Origin of the sequence: Kouleothrix sp. (genome assembly GCF_046328425.1) — a bacterium.
Lineage (GTDB): Bacteria > Chloroflexota > Chloroflexia > Chloroflexales > Roseiflexaceae > Kouleothrix.
Genome location: NZ_JAXLWP010000026.1, coordinates 55,293 through 67,988 on the forward strand (window position 1 = coordinate 55,293; position 12,696 = coordinate 67,988).

General features: G+C 67.6%; 12 protein-coding genes. 6 read left to right on the top strand and 6 right to left on the bottom strand.

The genetic code is table 11. The features are described from left to right. Positions 1 to 48: 48 nt before the first annotated feature. Positions 49 to 1,152: an ABC transporter ATP-binding protein gene (locus U0177_RS21975; RefSeq protein ID WP_409572813.1), complete on the bottom strand. Its 1,104-nt coding sequence runs from the start codon at positions 1,150 to 1,152 to the stop codon at positions 49 to 51. Positions 1,153 to 1,229: 77 nt separating this feature from the next. Continuing rightward, entirely contained in the window at positions 1,230 to 2,243 is a 1,014-nt protein-coding gene (locus U0177_RS21980) for a LacI family DNA-binding transcriptional regulator (protein WP_409572814.1), read from the bottom strand. A 553-nt stretch (positions 2,244 to 2,796) separates the two neighbouring features. On the opposite strand from U0177_RS21980, the gene greA reads away from it, so the two are divergent. The 6 genes from greA (at position 2,797) to U0177_RS22010 (ending at position 8,489) form a co-directional block, all read left to right on the top strand. Then, positions 2,797 to 3,270, top strand: a complete 474-nt coding sequence (gene greA, locus U0177_RS21985) for a transcription elongation factor GreA (protein ID WP_409572815.1) — start codon at positions 2,797 to 2,799, stop codon at positions 3,268 to 3,270. 68 nt (positions 3,271 to 3,338) lie between these two features. Beyond that, entirely contained in the window at positions 3,339 to 4,808 is a 1,470-nt protein-coding gene (lysS, locus tag U0177_RS21990) for a lysine--tRNA ligase (RefSeq protein WP_409572816.1), read from the top strand. Positions 4,809 to 4,881: 73 nt separating this feature from the next. Continuing rightward, on the top strand, positions 4,882 to 5,097 hold the full coding sequence (locus U0177_RS21995) for a hypothetical protein (protein WP_409572817.1): 216 nt from the start codon (positions 4,882 to 4,884) through the stop codon (positions 5,095 to 5,097). A gap of 76 nt (positions 5,098 to 5,173) precedes the next feature. Beyond that, on the top strand, positions 5,174 to 5,569 hold the full coding sequence (locus tag U0177_RS22000; protein ID WP_409572818.1) for a Fic family protein: 396 nt from the start codon (positions 5,174 to 5,176) through the stop codon (positions 5,567 to 5,569). 36 nt (positions 5,570 to 5,605) lie between these two features. After that, positions 5,606 to 6,955 (top strand): lysophospholipid acyltransferase family protein, encoded by a 1,350-nt coding sequence (locus U0177_RS22005; protein WP_409572819.1) that lies wholly within the window; start codon positions 5,606 to 5,608, stop codon positions 6,953 to 6,955. A gap of 145 nt (positions 6,956 to 7,100) precedes the next feature. Further along, a complete protein-coding gene (locus U0177_RS22010) occupies positions 7,101 to 8,489 on the top strand; it encodes a WS/DGAT/MGAT family O-acyltransferase (RefSeq protein WP_409572820.1) in 1,389 nt (462 codons plus the stop codon). A gap of 34 nt (positions 8,490 to 8,523) precedes the next feature. Here U0177_RS22010 and hypE read toward each other — a convergent pair whose 3' ends face one another. The 4 genes from hypE to U0177_RS22030 all read right to left on the bottom strand — a co-directional run bounded on the left by hypE (position 8,524) and on the right by U0177_RS22030 (position 12,672). Beyond that, positions 8,524 to 9,582 (bottom strand): hydrogenase expression/formation protein HypE, encoded by a 1,059-nt coding sequence (hypE, locus tag U0177_RS22015; RefSeq protein WP_409572821.1) that lies wholly within the window; start codon positions 9,580 to 9,582, stop codon positions 8,524 to 8,526. A 353-nt stretch (positions 9,583 to 9,935) separates the two neighbouring features. After that, complete coding sequence (hypD, locus tag U0177_RS22020) at positions 9,936 to 11,054, bottom strand: hydrogenase formation protein HypD (protein WP_409572822.1); 1,119 nt, start codon at positions 11,052 to 11,054, stop codon at positions 9,936 to 9,938. Next, positions 11,051 to 11,314, bottom strand: a complete 264-nt coding sequence (locus tag U0177_RS22025) for a HypC/HybG/HupF family hydrogenase formation chaperone (RefSeq protein ID WP_409572823.1) — start codon at positions 11,312 to 11,314, stop codon at positions 11,051 to 11,053. The genes hypD and U0177_RS22025 overlap by 4 nt, the downstream gene beginning before the upstream one ends. Before the next feature lie 227 nt (positions 11,315 to 11,541). Continuing rightward, positions 11,542 to 12,672 (bottom strand): NHL repeat-containing protein, encoded by a 1,131-nt coding sequence (locus U0177_RS22030; RefSeq protein WP_409572824.1) that lies wholly within the window; start codon positions 12,670 to 12,672, stop codon positions 11,542 to 11,544. Between the last annotated feature and the right edge of the window lie 24 nt (positions 12,673 to 12,696).

Sequence of the window (12,696 nt, forward strand, 5' to 3'; positions counted from 1 at the left end):
ATTGCCAGCGTCGTTTATGTTTGGGACGGCCCTGAGCGAGCGGAGGCGCTATGCCAGCGCCTTCTCGCTTTCGCGGTCGAAGACGTGCATCTTGCTCATATCGATGACCAGGTCGAGCTTCTGGCCGACGCGCGCGCTGGTGCGCGGGTCGAGCCGGCTGACCATCTCTTTGCCGCCGTTCTCGACATACGCGAACACCTCGGAGCCAAGCGGCTCGACCACGGTGACATTCGCGGCGAGCTTGGCGTTCTCGTCGACGCCGCGCGGCACATAGTGCGCGTCGTGCACATCCTCGGGGCGGATGCCGAAGTACACCGGCTTGCCGACATTCGAGCTGACCGCGTCGGTCTTGTCGGCCGGGATGGGCAGGTGGAACGGCCCGAAGTCGATCACCAGGCCGCCGGTGCCGCGGTCGAGCTTGCCCTCAAAGAAGTTCATCGAGGGCGAGCCGATGAAGCCGGCCACGAACATATTCGCCGGGTGGTCGTACAGCGTCTGCGGCGTGTCGAGCTGCTGCAGAATGCCGTCCTTCATCACGGCGATGCGCGAGCCCATGGTCATAGCCTCGACCTGGTCGTGCGTCACGTAGATAAAGGTTGTCTTCAGGCGCTGGTGCAGCTTCGAGATCTCGCCGCGCGTCTGGACGCGCAGCTTGGCGTCAAGGTTCGAGAGCGGCTCGTCCATGAGGAACACGGCCGGGTTGCGCACGATCGCGCGGCCGAGGGCCACGCGCTGGCGCTGGCCGCCCGAGAGCGCCTTGGGCTTGCGGTCGAGTAGGTGGCCGATGCTGAGCAGCTCGGCGGCCTCTTTCACGCGCTTGTCGATCTCGGTCTTGGGCGTTTTGCGCAGCTTCAGGCCGAAGGCCATGTTGTCGTACACCGACATATGCGGGTAGAGCGCGTAGCTTTGGAACACCATGGCGATATCGCGATCCTTCGGCGGCACGTCGTTCACCACCCGATCGCCAATGTAGATGTTGCCGTCGGTGATCTCTTCGAGCCCTGCCAGGCAGCGCAGCGCCGTCGACTTGCCGCAGCCCGAAGGCCCGACCAGCACCAGGAATTCCTGGTCGGGGATGTCGATGTTCAGGTCTTTCAGCACCGACACCTCGCCGAAGCGCTTCCACACATGATCGAACTTGATACCGGCCATGGATCTGTTCTCCTTGTACTAATTGCACATCGCAGGTAGTAGACTGGTGCTCGCTGATGCCATACGGCTACCGCACGCTACGTTGGCGCCGGCCCCGTCGAGCGCCTGACGATCAGCCGCGCGCCGAGCGTGGTGCTCTGGGCGGCGCGCGGGCGCTGCTCGATCGCGTCGATCAGCAGCGCGGCCAGCGCCTCGCCGACGGCCCGGCGCGGCTGGCGCAGCGCCGTGAGCGGCGGGTGCATATGCCGCGCCAGCGGCAGATCGTCGAAGCCGACGAGCGAGATATCGCGGCCGATCTCGAGCCCGGCGTCGTAGAGCGCGTGCATTGCGCCGAAGGCCAGCTCATCGCTGCACGCCAGCACGGCGGTTGGCGGCTGCGGCGTGGCCAGCAAGTCGCCGATCGCCTGGTAGCCGTCTTCCTCGCGGCGCCCGGCCTCGACAATAAGCGCCTCGTCGAGCGGCAGGCCGGCCTCGGCCAGCGCGTCGAGGTAGCCCAGGTAGCGCGGCTCGCTCTCGGCCAGCTCGGATGGCAGCTGGATCAGCCCGATCCGGCGGTGCCCCAGGCTCAGCAGGTGGCGCATAGCCGCCTGCGCGCCCGCGCGGCCATCGACCATCACAAATGGGCTGGCGCTGCCCTCGGGCGGCGGGCCGGCGCACACATGCGCAATGCCGGCCTGGCTCAGCGCGCGCGCCCGCGCGTCGTTCAGCTGCATATCGAGCAGCAGCAGCCCGTCGACCCGCCCGGTGCGCGCGAGCTGCACGCATAGCTCGGCTTCGTCGTGCTCGGCGGCATTCGCCAGCAGCATGTAGTAGCCGCGCAGCGCCGCCGCGTCCGTCAGGCCCGCCAGTAGATCGGCCAGCGCCGGGTCGGCGAGGCGGCCAGGCTGGCCGGCCAGCACCAGGCCAAGCGTATGGCTGCGGCCGCGCATGCTGCGGGCGGCGTGGCTGGGCTGGTAGTTCAGCTGCGCTACCGCGTCGAGCACGCGCTGGCGCGTGGCTGCGGTGACAGTGCCGGTGCCGTTGAGCACGTACGAAACAGTCGCCGTCGAGACGTCGGCCAGCTCCGCAACTTGTTTGATCGTCGCCGCCATACGCTGACGTTGAAACGATTCAGTGGTGAAACGATTAAGCGGAGTATATCACCGGGGTAGTAGGTTGTCAATAGCTGAATACTATGAACACCGTTTGATCGCGCTCTTTGTGTACTGCGCTGCTTGGCGCAGCACGAGATCAGCCGGGCTTGGTATGAGCGGGTGTGTGGGAGGCTCGGCAGGTGGCGTTGCGCGCCGCTGGCGGAGGCGGCGGCTGGGTGGGTGCGCGCGCAACCAATACGAACACCGGTAAAGATTTCGCCGCGCGGGCAGGCGGGCGCGCCGCGCCGCGAGGCATTCGCAGCGGCAGGCGAGCGCCAAGTTTCGCTTTACAAAACCGCATCTGTCACGTATAATGCAACATCGTCAACGGTACCAAGTGTTGGCATTCTTCCGCTATTATAGAAGACCGAGGGCTTTCAGGGAGCGTTATGGTTAGGACTGAGAGCAAGCCTCTCAGTTCTTTTTTGGCTAAAGCGCAGGACTCGCCCCACCCCGCACGCGGCCGCCCATATCCTGCGGATGTGAGCCCAATTGCGAAAAGGCAAACACGATGAGCGAAAAACCCGCCTACCTTACCCGTGATGGCCGCGCGAAACTAGAGGCCGAACTGGAAGAGCTGCAGACGAGTGGCCGCCGCCAGGTGGCCGAGCGCATCGGCGCCGCCAAAGAGCTTGGCGATATCTCGGAGAGCGGCGAGTACGAGGATGCCAAGAACCAGCAGGCGCACCTCGAAGGCCGCATCCGTGAGATCAAAAGCATCCTCTCGCGCGCCCAGATCATCGACGAAGAGAATGGGCAGGGCAACGAAGTGCGGGTCGGCTCGAAAGTGACCGTACGCGTCGACGGCGAGGACGACGAAGAAACCTGGACGATCGTGGGCAGCGCCGAGGCCAAGCCGCGCGAGGGCAAGATCTCGAACGAGTCGCCGCTTGGCGCGGCAATGCTTGGTAAACGCCGCAACCAGAAGGTGACGGTGAATACGCCCTCTGGCACGATGAAGCTGACGATCTTGAAAATTCAGTAGCCGCCCGCGTGATGCGTGATCCGTGATACGTGAAGACGCTCCGCATCACGCATCACGGATCATAGCGTATGGAACTGAATGAACTACAGCAGCAGCGCCTCGCCAAGCTCGAACGTCTGCGCGCTGCCGGCATCGACCCATTCCCACCCCGCTCGCATCGTACTCACCCCATCGCCGATGTACTGGCCGATTTCGATGCCATCGCCGCGCGCGCCGAGCGCGTGACGCTGGCCGGCCGGATCATGGGCGCGCGCCGGATCATGGGCAAGCTGGCATTCGCGCATATCGCCGACGAGTCGGGTACGATCCAGCTGTGGATCAGCAAGGCCGACCTGGGCGACGAGTGGTTCGCGCGCTTCCGCGACGACATCGACACTTTCGATATTGTCGAGGTGAGCGGCCTGCTGCGCCGCACCAAGAGCGGCGAGGCTTCAATTTTCGTCGAGCGCATGGCCGTCCTGGCCAAGGCGCTCAACCCGCCGCCCGAGAAGTGGCACGGCCTCACCGATGTCGAGGCCCGGCTGCGCGAGCGCTACCTCGACCTGATCGTCAACGACGAGGTGCGCGCGATCTTCCGCACCCGCGCCAAGATCATTACGGCCATGCGCCGCTTTCTCGACAACCGCGGCTTCCTCGAAGTCGAGACGCCGGCGCTCCAGCCGGTGTACGGCGGCGCGTCGGCGCGGCCGTTCGTTACGCACCACAACCAGCTCAAGCAGCAGCTGTACCTGCGCATCGCCGACGAGCTGTACCTCAAGCGGCTGATCGTTGGCCAGCTCGGGCGGGTGTACGAGATATCGAAGGATTTCCGCAACGAGGGCGTCGACCGCACGCACAACACCGAGTTCACCATGATGGAGTGCTACCAGGCCTTCGCCGACTACAACGACATCATGCGCCTGGTGGAAGAGATGTTCCGCGCGATCGCGCTCGAGACCTGCGGCACCACGACGGTGACGTACCAGGGCCACACGATCGACTTTGGCCCGGACTGGCAGCGCGTGTCGATCCCCGAGGCGATCGTCGAGAAGACCGGCATCGATATCATGCAGCTGACCGAGCTGGTGCCGCTGCAGCAGGCCATCCGCGCCGCCGGCCTGAAGGTCGAGAACAAGCCCAGCTGGGGCAAGCAGGTCGACGAGCTGTTCAGCGAGTATGTGCAGCCGCTGCTGATCCAGCCGACGTTTATTCTCGATCACCCGGTGCCGCTCTCGCCGCTGGCCAAGAAGCGGCCCGACCAGCCGGCGCTGACCGAGCGCTTCGAGCCGATCATCGCCGGCATGGAGATGGGCAACGCCTTCAGCGAGCTGAACGACCCGCTCGATCAGGAGCAGCGCTTTCTCGAGCAGGGCCGCGCCTACGACGCCGGCGACGACGAGGCCCAGCAGATGGACACCGACTACCTGAACGCGCTGATGTACGGCATGCCGCCCACCGGCGGCCTGGGCATCGGCGTCGACCGCGTGGTCATGCTGTTCACCGACCAGTCGACGATACGCGAGGTGGTGCTGTTCCCGCACCTGCGCCAAACCGAGTAAGCAGCTCGCAGTAGCCGGCTGGCGGTATCGCCGCACTACACACAGCGATACTGACAGCTGCTTAGGAGTGCCTATGCCACGCTCACTGACGATCGAGCGCGAGAATCTACCCGAGGTGGTGCAGGGCTGGCTGCGCGCCGCAAACCTCGGCGACGAGGATCTTGTCGAGCTGATCTTCACCGACCGCGAGGTGCTGCTGCGCCGCCCCACCAGCCCGCAGCTGCGCGAGTGGGCGCGCGGCGTGAGCGATACGTACGACAAGGCCTTTCGCGAGCTAACCGGCATCTGAGCGCCGAGTTTTGAGTTCTGCGTTTTGCGTTTGCATTCCGCAACTCAAAACGCGGGCGCAGACCATACAATCATCTATGAACTATCTGACTCGCGATGATACGCTCGATCTGCATGCCTATGTCGTCACGCGCTACGGCGGGCGCCTGGGTGTCGCCAGCCAGGATCGGCTGGCCAGCGCGCTTGACGCGCCGCGCCAGGTGTTGTTTGGCGCCGAGCTGTACCCTGATCTGCCGAGCAAGGCTGCAGCGCTGGCGTTTCTGCTGCTCAAGAGCCGGCCGTTTGTCGGCGCTAACGAGGCTACTGCGCTCCTGGCGCTGCTGCGCATGCTGGCGATCAATGGCGCGCGCCTGGCCGACGTAAGCGATGGCGATCTGGTCCGTATCATCCGCGCGGTCAACTATTCCGACCTCGACCGCGAGGGCCTGGAAGCCTGGCTGCGCGACCGCCTGGAAGCCTATGCTGGCGGCTAGGCGCTCGCGCCGGCCTGAAAAGAATAGGTGATACCCATGGACGATCAGGCCAACGATCTTTCCACCAACGCCTCTGCCGCGCCGCGCTGCCAGGCGATCACGCGCAGCGGCCAGCCATGCCGCAACCGCGCGCTTGGCGGCCAGCGCTTCTGCCGGCAGCACGCCGCGCTGGCCGCCCCCGATGCCGCCGACGAGATCGCGATCGAGGTCGCTGCGCCTGCGGCCGCCGACGAGATCGCGATCGAGGTCGCGGCGCCTGCGGCCGCCGACGAGATCGCGATCGAGCACGCCGACGCAGCGCCGGCTGAGCCGGCCCCCGCCGACGACCCGCTGGCGCAGATCGCCGCCGAGGTGCAGGAGCTCGAAGTCGAGATCCGCAACCATACCGGCGCCGGCAACGAGCAGGCCCGCGACATGGCCGGCCAGGCGCTGCGCCTGATCCGCGAGAACCTCCGCCGCATGGCCCCCGAGGCGCTGCAGCGCGCGATCACGCTCATCCGCCAGAACGTGAGCAGCGACTACCTCGACCCCGATTTCTGGCGCGGCGTCAGCATGGTGCTGCGCTACCAGGTCGAAGAGGTGGTGGGCATGATCCAGCGCCGCCGGCGTGGCGAGCATACCACCGACGCCTATGGCATGGACGCCGAGCTAGTCGAGCTGGTGCGGCCGTTCAGTACGTTTATGTACCGGACCTACTGGCGCACCAGCAGCAGCGGCCTCGAGCACGTGCCGGCCGCAGGCCCGGCGCTGCTGCTGGCGAACCACGGCGGCGTGCTGCCGTGGGACAGCATGATGATCGCCACGTCGGTGCTCGAAGAGCACTCCAGCCCGCGCGTGGTGCGCAGCCTGTACCCGCCGGCCTTTCGGGCGCTGCCGGGCGTGGCGACGGCGCTCGAGACATTCGGCCAGGTGGCCGACACGCCCGAGAATGGCGCGGGGCTGCTGGCCGACGGCCAGCTGGTGTGCATTTTCCCCGAGGGCGTGGGCGGGCTTGGGAAGCTCTTTCGCAACCGCTACCGGCTGCAGCGCTTCCGCCGCAATGGCTCGGTGGGGCTGGCGATCGCCGCAGGCGCGCCGATTGTGCCGGTGGCGGTGGTCGGCTCGGAAGAGACCTACCCGATGCTGGCCGATGCCCACCCGCTGGCGCAGATGCTGCGGCTGCCGTTCTTCCCGCTCACGCCGCTGTTCCCGTGGCTGGGGCCACTCGGGCTGCTGCCGCTGCCCTCGCGCTGGTCGCTGGCATTCGGCGAGCCGATCGACACGAGCGGCTATGGCGCCGACGCGGCCACTGATACGGCGGTGCTGGGCCGGCTGGCCGGCGAGGCGCGCGACCGGCTCCAGGCGCTGCTCGACGCGCAGCTAGCCAGGCGCGAATCGGTGTTCTAGCGCCGATGCGCGGGCAGCCGCGTAAGCCCCGTAAGATAAGAACCTGCCTGAAAAGGGGCAGTGCGAGGGGCTACGCCTTTCGCGCACCTCTTTTCTGGCGGGTGGCCGCCACCCGCCAGCTTCAGACAGCTTTAAGAGGTATGCGATGCCATCGAAACCCAGTCGCGGCGAGCAGCTTTCCCCGGTCGATCACGCCTGGCTGCGCATGGAAGACCCGACCAACCTGATGATGGTCACCGGGATCATGATCTTCGACCAGCCGCTCGACTTCGAACGCCTGCGCGCGACCTTTGAGCATCGCATGCTGAGCCACCGGCGCTTCCGCCAGCGCGTGGTGACAAGCGCCGATGGCGCGCGCTGGGAGGACGACCCGAACTTCACCCTGAGCGCGCACCTGCGCCGGATCGCGCTGCCAGCCCCGCACGACCAGGCCGCGCTGCAAGAGCTGGTGAGCGACATGATGAGCACGCCGGTCGACTTCAGCAAATCGCCGTGGCAGTACCACCTGATCGAAAACTACAACGGCGGCTGCGTGCTGCTGGGCCGGCTGCACCACTGCATCGCCGATGGCATTGCGCTGATCCGCGTGCTGCTCTCGATGACCGACGCCACGGCCGACGCGCCCTGGCCTAGCGCCACCCCCGAGGCGCCCGCGCCCGAGCGCGAGCCTGGCGGCACGATTGCCGCAGTGAACGCAACAGTGCGCTCGGCCGAGCGCGCCGTCGGCGACGGGATCAGCGCGCTGTTCGACCCGGCCAAGCTGGCCGAGGCCGCCAAGCTGAGCCTCAGCGGGGCCACCGCGCTGAGCCGGCTGGTGCTGATGAGCCCCGACCCGCAGACCGTGTTCAAAGGGCCGCTGGGCGTCGCGAAGCGCGCGGCATGGTCGCAGCCAATCCCGCTCGATACCGTCAAGGCGATCGGCCGGGCGGTGGGCGGCACGGTGAACGACGTGCTGCTGGCGGCGGTGACGGGCGCGCTGCGCCGCTACCTTCAGGAGCGCGGCCAGGCCGTCGACGGGCTCGACATTCGCGCGGCGGTGCCGGTGAACCTGCGCGCCGCCGACGAGCCGCCGACACTCGGCAACCGCTTTGGGCTGGTGTTCCTGGCGCTGCCGGTCGGCGCCGACGACCCGCTCGACCGCCTGTTCGACCTGAAGGAGCGCATGGCTGCGCTGAAGAACTCGCCCGAGGCGCTGGTGGCGTTTGGCGTGCTGAATGTGATGGGCCTGCTGCCGAGCCAGCTCGAGAATGTGGGCCTGACGATCTTCGGCGCGAAGGCCACCGCCGTGATGACCAACGTGCCCGGCCCGCGCGAGACGATCTACATGGCCGGCGTGCCGCTGCGCCAGGTGATGTTCTGGGTGCCACAGTCGGGCCGGCTGGGCCTCGGCGTCAGCATCCTCAGCTATGCCGGCGATGTCACGCTTGGCGTCGCCACCGATACGGGCCTGGTGCCCGACCCCGACCGGATCGTCGTGGCGTTCCACGACGAGTTCGAGACGCTGCTCAAGCTCGCGCCTTCGGCGCAGGAGTAGCGCAGCGCGGCCGCGTGGTTCGCAGCGCCGCGCGCTAGCAGATCCGCGGCAGCTGCTCGCCGATCATCATATCGACCACGCGCATCCCGCCGATGCCGGTGCGCGCCACCACCACGCCGGGGTGGTCGGCGACGATGCGGCCAATGATTGCGGCGCGGCGGCCGAGCGGGTGGGCCTGCATGCACGCCAGCAGCCGCTCGGCGTGCTCTGCCGGGGCGATCGCCACGAGCTTGCCCTCGTTCGCCACATAGATCGGATCCATCCCCAGTAGATCGCAGGCGGCGCGCACTGCGTCGGGCACGGGCAGCTTGCGCTCTTCGATCGCGATGCCCACGCGCGAGGCCGCTGCGATCTCGTTCAGCGTCGAGGCCAGCCCGCCGCGCGTCGGGTCGCGCAGCACGTGAATTTCGGGCGTCTCGGCCAGCAGCGCGGCCACCAGCCCATTGAGCGCGGCGGTGTCGGATTCAACCGGCGCGCCGAACTCAAGGCCCTCGCGCACGCTCAGGATCGCCACGCCGTGCACGCCCAGGTCGCCGCTCACAAGCACCGCGTCGCCGGGGCGCGCCTGGGCCGGGCCGATCCGCAGGCCCGCCGGCACAGTGCCGAAGCCGCTGGTGTTGATGTACACGCCGTCGCCGTGGCCGCGATCGACCACCTTGGTATCGCCCGTCACCAGTGCCACGCCGGCCGCGCGCGCGGCCGCGCCCATCGACTGGGCGATTGCAGCAAGCTGGTCGAGCGGCATGCCCTCTTCGATGATGAACCCGGCGCTGAGGAACAGCGGCCGCGCGCCGCTCATGGCGATATCGTTTACCGTGCCGTTCACCGCCAGCTCGCCAATGTTGCCGCCGGGGAAGAACAGCGGGCGCACCACGAACGAGTCGGTCGAGTAGGCCAGGCGCGCGCCCGCGACCTCGACCACCGCCGAGTCGCCCAGCTGCGCGCCGATATCGCTCGCGAACGCCGGCAGAAACAGGTGCTCGACCAGCTCGGCCGAGAGCTTGCCGCCGCCGCCGTGGCCCATCACAATATTCGGGTGGTCGCGCAGCGGCAGCGGGCAGCTCCAGCCGCTGAAGTCCAGATCATTACTCATCGGTCGAATCCTACTATCGCCAGCTCCAGACGAAGGACGAAGGACAGAGGACGAAGGACAGAGGACGAAGGACAGAGGACGAAGGACAGAGGACGAAGGACGAAGGACAGAGGACGAAGGACAGAGGACGAATGTCCAGGGTCTTTGGTCTTTGGTCTTCGGTCTTCGGTCTTCGGTCTTCGGTCTTCGGTCTTTGGTCTTCGGTCTTTGGTCTTCGGTCTTCGGTCTTTGGTCTTTGGTCTTCGGTCTTCGGTCTTTGGTCTTCGGTCTTCGGTCTTTGGTCTTCGGTCTTTGGTCTTTGGTCTTCGGTCTTCGGTCTTCGGTCTTCGGTCTTCCTCGGCCACGAAACGGCCCTACCGCAGCGCCACCCCCACCTCTTCCGGGCGGATGAAACGGCCATACTGATAGTATGCCGCGCAGGCGCCTTCGCTCGACACCATGGTGGCGCCGAGCGGGTTGCGCGGCGTGCACTGCTTGCCGAACGCCGGGCACTGGTTGGGCTTAAGCAGGCCCTGCAGCACCTCGCCGCTGTGGCATAGCGGCGACTCGGCGGTGTGGATGTCGGCCACGGCGAAGCGGCTCTCGGCGTCGAACTCGCGGTATTTCTCGCTTAGGCGCCAGCCGCTCTGCGGAATGGTGCCAATGCCGCGCCAGGCCCGGTCGGTCACCTCAAACACGTCGGCGAGCATCTGCTGGGCCGGCTGGTTGCCCTCGGGCCGCACCGCGCGCGGGTAGGCATTCTCGAGCTCGGCGCGGCCCTGCTCGAGCTGCGTGACGGCGCGGCGGATGCCCTCGAGTACGTCGAGCGGCTCGAAGCCGGTGACGACGATCGGCACGCGGTATTTTTCGACCAGCGGGCTGTACTGCCAGGTGCCCATCACGCTGCACACGTGGCCGGCCGCCAGAAACGCCTGCACGCGGTTGGTAGGCGACTCCATCAGCGCCGAGATCGCCGGCGGCACCAGCACGTGGGAGGCCAGCATCGAGAAATTGCGCAGGCCGAGGTTGCGGGCCTGGAACAGCGCCATGGCATTGGCCGGCGCGGTTGTCTCGAACCCGATGCCGAAGAACACGACCTCGCGGCCGGGGTTCTGCTGGGCAAGCTTCACGGCGTCGAGCGGCGAATAGACGATCCGCACGTCGCCGCCCTCGCTCTTGACGCGGAACAGGTCTTTGCCGCTGCCGGGCACGCGCAGCATATCGCCGAACGAGCAGAAGATCACGCCGGGCGTCGCGGCGATCGCCAGGGCCTTGTCGATGATCGCGAGCGGCGTGACGCACACCGGGCAGCCGGGGCCGTGGATCAGCTCGATCTCGGGCGGCAGCAGCTGGTCGATGCCATTGCGGATGATCGAGTGGGTCTGGCCGCCGCACACCTCCATCAGCGCCCACGGGCGGGTGGTGAGCCGCCGGATCTGGTCGAACAGCCGCTGTGCCAGTTCGGGATCGCGGTACTCGTCCAGGTATTTCATGGTAGCGTCTCCGCGCTGGCGTTCAGCTCTTCGTCGAGCAGGCCGAGGTTGTGGAACAGCTCAAGCGTCTCAAGCGCCGACTGCTCGTCGAGCCGGGTGATCGCGAAGCCGACGTGCACGATGGTATAGTCGCCCACGGCGATGTCGGGCAGGTACGCCAGGCAGACTTCCTTCTCAATGCCGTTGAAGTCGACTTTGCCCATGCGGGCGCCGTTCATGTCGTAGATCTCCATGATCCGGCCGGGGATGCCAAGGCACATTGCTTCCTCCTTAACTTTGTGGCCCCTCAGCACCTGCCCCTGCTTCCCGCCTGCCGGCGGGGTTGCGGTGTTGGCGTGGCCCAGCCGATCCGCGACGGCGCCACCACGCCAAGATGATTTCCCTCCTGCGCACGGGCAGGAGAAAGGGCAAGGCTGCCTATATTGAACCCAGCGGAGCGCCCTACAATCATACCATGCGCGGCGCGCGCCGCAGTCAAGCGCGCGGCCTACGGCTGCGCGAGCGACCAGATCATCACGCGATTATTGCCCGAGTCGGTGATCGCCAGGCGCCCGCCGTGCAGGTGCAGCCCGTAGGGCCAGCACAGCGTATCGGGCGCGACGGCGCGCCAGCGGTTCTCGCCGCTGCCGGCGAAGTCGTCCTGGCCGAGCACGGCGGCGGCGGGGTGGAACGCGCCGGAGCGCGGCAGCTCGGCCCACACCAGCGCGCGGTTGTTGGCGGTGTCGGCGGCCACCAGCACGCCATTCGCGCAGGCCACGGCGTATGGGAAGCGCAGCTTGCTTGGCCCCTGCGGCGCGTGCGGCAGCTCGCGCGCGCTGGCCATGTCGGGCTGGCCAAGCACCAGGTCGGCCGGCTGGTCGCGCGTGGGCGCGGGCGACCAGCCGAGGATGCGGTGGTTGCCGGCGTCGGCCACGTAGAGCGTGCGCTCGTCGCCGGCAATCGCGTGCGGCCAGCGGAACGAATTGGCGGACGGCGGGCCATCGCGGTTCTCGGCGTGGTCGGCGGGCGTGGGCTGGCCGAGCACCAGGTCGGCCGGCTGCCCTGGCGCGGGCAGGCCATGCCAGCCCAGCACGCGGCGGTTGCCGGTGTCGGCGACGTAGAACCAGCCGGCGACCCAGCCGATGCCATACGGCCAGTACAGGCCGGTGGCGCCGACCGAGCCGCCGCGATTAGGCTCGACCGCGTCGAGCGCGTCCTGGCCGAGCGCATAGTCCGGCGGGGTGTCGGAGTGCTCGGGCACGCGCTGCCACACCAGCACGCGGTGGTGCCAGGCGTCGGCGACATACAGCCGCCCGTCGATCACCAGCACGCCGGTTGGCAGGTGCAGGCCGTTCTGCGGCCCACGTCCGGCGGCGCGCGGCCCTTCGCTGAAGAAGCCGGGCTGGCCGAGCACCACGTCGGCCGCCTGGCCGTCGCGCGCGGGCAGGCCGTGCCAGATCAGCACGCGGTGATTGCCCGAGTCGGCCACCACCAGCAGGCTGTCGTCGATGTACACGCCGCGCGGCGCGTAGAGCTGCGACGGCGTAGGTTCGGCCGGCGGCAGCGCCAGCCCGCCAGGCGACTCGGCGCCGAGGCGCAGGAGCGGGCGCGCGGTGAATTGGTCCAGAGCGAGCGACATAATGCCCATCCCAAATTGAAATTG

Bases quoted from the DNA above. Each gene is read 5' to 3' on its own strand.
- U0177_RS22000 (WP_409572818.1), top strand. From the start codon at position 5,174: ATGAACTATCTGACTCGCGATGATACGCTCGATCTGCATGCCTATGTC.
- U0177_RS22010 (WP_409572820.1), top strand. From the start codon at position 7,101: ATGCCATCGAAACCCAGTCGCGGCGAGCAGCTTTCCCCGGTCGATCAC.
- U0177_RS22025 (WP_409572823.1), bottom strand. From the start codon at position 11,314: ATGTGCCTTGGCATCCCCGGCCGGATCATGGAGATCTACGACATGAAC.
- U0177_RS21980 (WP_409572814.1), bottom strand. From the start codon at position 2,243: ATGGCGGCGACGATCAAACAAGTTGCGGAGCTGGCCGACGTCTCGACG.
- U0177_RS22030 (WP_409572824.1), bottom strand. From the start codon at position 12,672: ATGTCGCTCGCTCTGGACCAATTCACCGCGCGCCCGCTCCTGCGCCTC.
- U0177_RS21995 (WP_409572817.1), top strand. From the start codon at position 4,882: ATGCCACGCTCACTGACGATCGAGCGCGAGAATCTACCCGAGGTGGTG.
- greA (WP_409572815.1), top strand. From the start codon at position 2,797: ATGAGCGAAAAACCCGCCTACCTTACCCGTGATGGCCGCGCGAAACTA.
- lysS (WP_409572816.1), top strand. From the start codon at position 3,339: ATGGAACTGAATGAACTACAGCAGCAGCGCCTCGCCAAGCTCGAACGT.
- hypD (WP_409572822.1), bottom strand. From the start codon at position 11,054: ATGAAATACCTGGACGAGTACCGCGATCCCGAACTGGCACAGCGGCTG.
- U0177_RS22005 (WP_409572819.1), top strand. From the start codon at position 5,606: ATGGACGATCAGGCCAACGATCTTTCCACCAACGCCTCTGCCGCGCCG.
- hypE (WP_409572821.1), bottom strand. From the start codon at position 9,582: ATGAGTAATGATCTGGACTTCAGCGGCTGGAGCTGCCCGCTGCCGCTG.
- U0177_RS21975 (WP_409572813.1), bottom strand. From the start codon at position 1,152: ATGGCCGGTATCAAGTTCGATCATGTGTGGAAGCGCTTCGGCGAGGTG.